Origin of the sequence: Massilia sp. PWRC2 (assembly GCF_049896725.1) — a bacterium.
Taxonomy (GTDB): Bacteria; Pseudomonadota; Gammaproteobacteria; order Burkholderiales; family Burkholderiaceae_D; genus JAFCUW01.
Genome location: NZ_JAFCUW010000028.1, coordinates 1 through 4,705, shown reverse-complemented (window position 1 = coordinate 4,705; position 4,705 = coordinate 1). Strand labels below are relative to the sequence as shown.

Here is a 4,705-nt window from a genome sequence, read left to right as displayed (position 1 = left end):
TGAAACGATATTACGCCGATGATAGTGCTGCAACCAGTGTGAAAGTAGGTTATCGTCAGGCTAGTTATAGTGAGAAAACCCCGTACAGTGATGTGCGGGGTTTTTTTACGTCTGCGCGTGCAACATGCCTGTTGCCGGTCGCAAGTGATAAGCTGCGAGAAACAATGCCGTAGCTCAAGATCGAGCTTGAGAAAGCGGGCAACCATCTCACTTTCTCTTTAGAAAGATCGCCGCCATGTCCTGGTCCCCTTTGATCGCCGTCTCGGTCCTGCTCGCCGGCGCTGCCGTCCACGCCCAGCCGCTGCCGACCGGCATCAAAACGGCGCTGCAAAACGAGAGGATTGGATTGCTCGATGCCGGCCGATTGAAGCTGACCAACGGCAAGTGCGGCGACTGTGCCAGCTCGCCGCAGTCACTCTGGTATTTTCAAAATGAATTTATCGCCGCGCCGCTGCGCGGGACGTCCACCGCCGGCGTCACTGCTGGACTGGACCGTCGTGTGGATATCCGCGAATGGGCAGCGACGCCTGCGGCGCAGCAGCTCGCTTATCCCGTGGTGACCTGGATTGGCGCCCCCCAACTTATCGATAGCGCGCGCATCGATGGTCACGGCACCAGCGTGACCCCGGCGGCCGGCGCCCCGATGGCGTTGACGGTGGTGCCAAAACTGTCCACCAACCGTTCGTATGTGACGGCCGCCACCATGGCGTTTTTTAGCGAGCGCCCGGTGCGTATGCGCGGCACCACCAGCGAGCGCGACGGCAAGCCCGTATTTGTCGCCCGCACCATCTGGCCGGCCGACTATGCCCTCGACGGCAGCCGCTTAGCGCTGGCGCCTCTGGGTAATTCGCGCGCGCTGTCTGCTTTTGTGCAGCAGCGCGCCAGTGCCAGTGACGGCAAGCTCAATGCCCGTCTGCTATGGGAACGTTCGCCCGGCGCCGCCCGCGTGCTGGCAGGAAAGCCGGTGCTGGGCCTGGTGCTCAATGGCGCCCAGGGGGACGATGACGAATCCATTGGCGGTCACTTTGCCGTGGCCACGGGGCGCTTCGGCAGCAAGGGCGAATGGGCGGACTGGGCCGTCAACAATTTTTATAATCTGGACTCGGTCAGTGAAAAAGGCATCATTGCCGCCACCGTGCCGATGGATAATTACCTGATGGATCTGAATAGTGGCCAGCAATACTACCGGCCGTCGACCATGCTGGTGGCAGTGTTAAACAAGGAACGCACCGCGGTCGCCTACCAGGGCGGCGTGCAGCGCAGCATGAACCATTTTTATCGCCATGAGTTGATGTATGGCGCCGCCGCCAGCAATTGCGCCGGATTGAGCATCGACGTGTTCGAGGCGCTGGGCTGGAATGTGCCGCAGCGCGGGCCCACCAGTCCAGTCAAGGCGATCGGTGCCTACGCCTACGTAGCAGCAAAGGAAGTGAGCTTGACCAAGGGGCGCGGCATTTATGACTACCTGACGGAAGAGACTACCCGCCTGTTGCCGGCGGTCGCATTTGACGCGCTGGGGCTCGATTTGCTGCAGCTGGTCGGCGCCATGCCAGCGACGCCGCGCACGCTGTCACCTTTTGAGCAGCAGCTGAAGGACGATGTTGAGGCCATCATCGTGGTCAACATGGCGCAGCTGCCGTCGAGCCGGGTTACTGGTGCGGCACCCGCCTATTCCTTCGACGATTATATGTCGCGGGTGCCGCCGGACCAGGACAAGTGGCAGGTGGTGCCGGTGCCACCGCGACCATTCCCCGCCGCGTTGCGCGATCCCACCATCATCGCGCCAGTGGCTCCATCGCTGGTCCCATTGCCGGTGGCGACCCTTGGTATTGCCAGTCTGTGCGGCGGCGGCGCTTTGTGGCGCCGGCGCAAGAAGAAAGTTGCCGCCCGCGCTTGAGGTCTGGCAAATCCATCGTTCGCCGCTCCTGACTGTCAGACCTTGATCTTCCTCAATACGCGGCCACCCTGTGCCGCCATGATCAGTGCCGGTCTGAACAATCGTCACGGAGGACAACATGGTGGCTTGTCGTCGAACTGGCCAGCTCGCAGCGCTGTTGCTTGGCTCGTGCTTGCTGTGCGCCTGTGACTGGCACGGTGGCGAGCCAGCGCCGCTGCCACCCTCGCGGGTCGAGCTGGCGCGCACCACGCACGGCATCGTGCACGTCACCGCCGCGAATTTTCGCGGCTTGGGCATGGGCCTGGCGTATGCCTACGCGCAAGACAACCTGTGCATGCTGGCCGACAGCTTGCTGACTGTGCGCGGTGAACGCTCGCGTTATTTCGGCGGCGCCACTTACGCCACCGCACCCGCGAATGGCGAGTACGGCGCCGCCAGTTTTTATCTGTCGCTCAACAACGAAGACAGCGATTTTTTTTTCAAGGGCTATCTCGATCTGGCGCCACTGCGCGCCGCGTATGCCGGCGGCGCCCAGGAAGCGCGCGATTTACTCGAAGGCTATGCAGGCGGCTACAACCGCTACCTGCGCGACACCGGCGGACGCTATCCGGCTGCCTGCGCCGGCGCCGCCTGGGTGCGCCCGATCACCGCTGACGATGTCATGCTGCTCATTGCCGAGAAGGCACTGCACGCCAGCGGTGAAGTGTTCGCCCAAGAAATCGTCGACGCCGCACGCATACCCGGCCAGGCGCCGATAGCGGCGCACCAGCCGGTGCGCCGCTTCGATGCGCGTTTTGTGGCGGCGCGACTGGCGCGCGCGCGCACCGATCAATTGGGCAGCAATGGCCTGGCGATCGGCCGCGACCTGTCGGCCAACGGCCGTGGCATCTTGCTGGGCAATCCCCATTACCCCTGGACCAGTACTGACCGGTTTTATCAGGCGCACTTGACGATTCCGGGGCGATACGATGCGATGGGGGTGACGCTGGGCGGCCTGCCGATGGTGGTGATCGGTTTTAACCGGGATGTGGCGTGGACCCACACCGTCACACAGGCGCGTCATTTCACCACAGTGCGCCTCGCACTCGATACGCGCGACCGGCTTGGCACTACGTACCTGGTTGATGGCGCCGCCGTCCCCATGACGTCGCGCACGGTGTCGGTCGAGCTGCTTGAAGCCGATGGGCGTATCCGCAGCAAGAGCAAGACTTTCTGGTTCAGTCAGCACGGCGCCGTCCTCGTCAAGTCCGATGCAGGGCTGGACTGGAGCCGCAGCGTCGCCTACGTCCTGGCGGACGCCAACCGTGACAACACGCGCCTGATGGCGCAGTGGATCGCGATCGGCTCGGCGCGCAACGTCGGCCAGTTGAAGGGCGCGCTCGATCAGATCGTCGGCCTACCGTGGGTGAATACCATCGCTGCCGACCGCGAGGGCGGCACCCTGTATGCCGATGCCAGCGTGGTGCCGCATGTTAGTGCCGACAAGTTCGCATCGAACTGCCTGATCAACGAGGCCCTGCTCACGTTCGACGGTGCCCGCAGTGCTTGCGGCTGGGGCGCCGATCCCGGTGTCCCTGCGGGCATCAGTGCGCCGGCGTCGGGGCCGTGGCTGATGCGCAGCGATTATGTGGGTAACTCCAACGACAGCTATTGGCTGAGCAATCCGCGCGCCTTGCTGGAAGGGCCGGCGCCGCGCGGCTATTCGCCGTTATATGGGCGCACCGGTGTCGAGCAAATGCTGCGCACCCGCATCGGCTTCTTGCAGATGGAGGAGCGCATTGCCGAGGGCCGGCCGTTCGCGCTCGAGGACGCGCAGACGCTGATGTTTGCCGATCGCATCTACGCTGCCGAACTGGTGCTGCCCGAGTTACTGCCGGCGTGCTTTCGTGTCGTCGATGCAGCGCTGTTGCCGGCCTGCCAGGCGCTGGCGGCGTGGGACCGGCGGGCCAATCTGGACAGTCGGGGGGCGGTGCTATTTCGCGAATTCTGGAACATCGCCAGTGCCATCGACCGTAAATGGGTGGTCGCTTTCGATCCGGCCGACCCGGTGCGCACCCCGCGCGGCCTGGCGCCGGCCGCCGTGCCAGCCATGCTCGGTGCCTTGGCTAGTGCCGCCCGCAAATTGCAAGCCCTGGGCGTCGCGCTCGACGGCCGGCTTGGCGACTACCAGGATGAGACGCGCGGTGGTGTGCGCGTACCACTGCATGGCGCCGTCGGCGACATCGACGGGTCGTACAATTCGATCCACCTGCGCAGCGCGCTGGACGCCCGTGGCTATCATGACATCGCCTGGGGCAGCAGCTATATACAGAGTGTGGGTTTCGATGATGCCGGTCCGCTCGCCTTTGGCCTGCTCGCCTATGGGCAGTCGGTCGATCCGGCCTCGCCGTATTACAGCGACCAGCTGCCGCTGTACTCGGCAAAACGATGGCCGCAACTACCGTTCACGGCGCAGCAGGTGCGTAGCGATCCCGAATACCGCCCCACCGTTCTGGAAGAATAAAGCAGGGGCACCTTGCGCTGCGCTCGCCCCTTTGCTATAGTTCGCATCCCCGAGAAATGGCATAACAAAAGCAACAACTTGAGGCTGTTTGCAAAAACAGGGTAACAAAATAGAGGTTGACGTAATGCGCGAAACGCTGCATAATCTTTCCTCTCTGCTGCAGCGAACACAACGCTTCGCACCGCACAGAATCAGTACCGAATAAAGTTCTTTAACAATTAACAGTCGATAAGTGTGGGCGTTTGATGAAAGTGCCAGTGACTTCGGTCACTGCATACTTAAATTATCAAATGTTCACAAAGAAG

At 62.7% G+C, this 4,705-nt stretch carries 2 protein-coding genes; both read left to right on the top strand.

Translation table 11 applies throughout. From position 1 onward, the window contains the following. Window positions 1-235: 235 nt before the first annotated feature. The gene (locus ACP7BZ_RS22765; RefSeq protein ID WP_426117456.1) at window positions 236-1,897 is read left to right on the top strand and encodes a hypothetical protein; all 1,662 of its coding nucleotides are present in this window, start codon (window positions 236-238) and stop codon (window positions 1,895-1,897) included. A gap of 118 nt (window positions 1,898-2,015) precedes the next feature. Next, window positions 2,016-4,400 (top strand): penicillin acylase family protein, encoded by a 2,385-nt coding sequence (locus tag ACP7BZ_RS22760; RefSeq protein ID WP_426117454.1) that lies wholly within the window; start codon window positions 2,016-2,018, stop codon window positions 4,398-4,400. Window positions 4,401-4,705 lie beyond the last annotated feature (305 nt).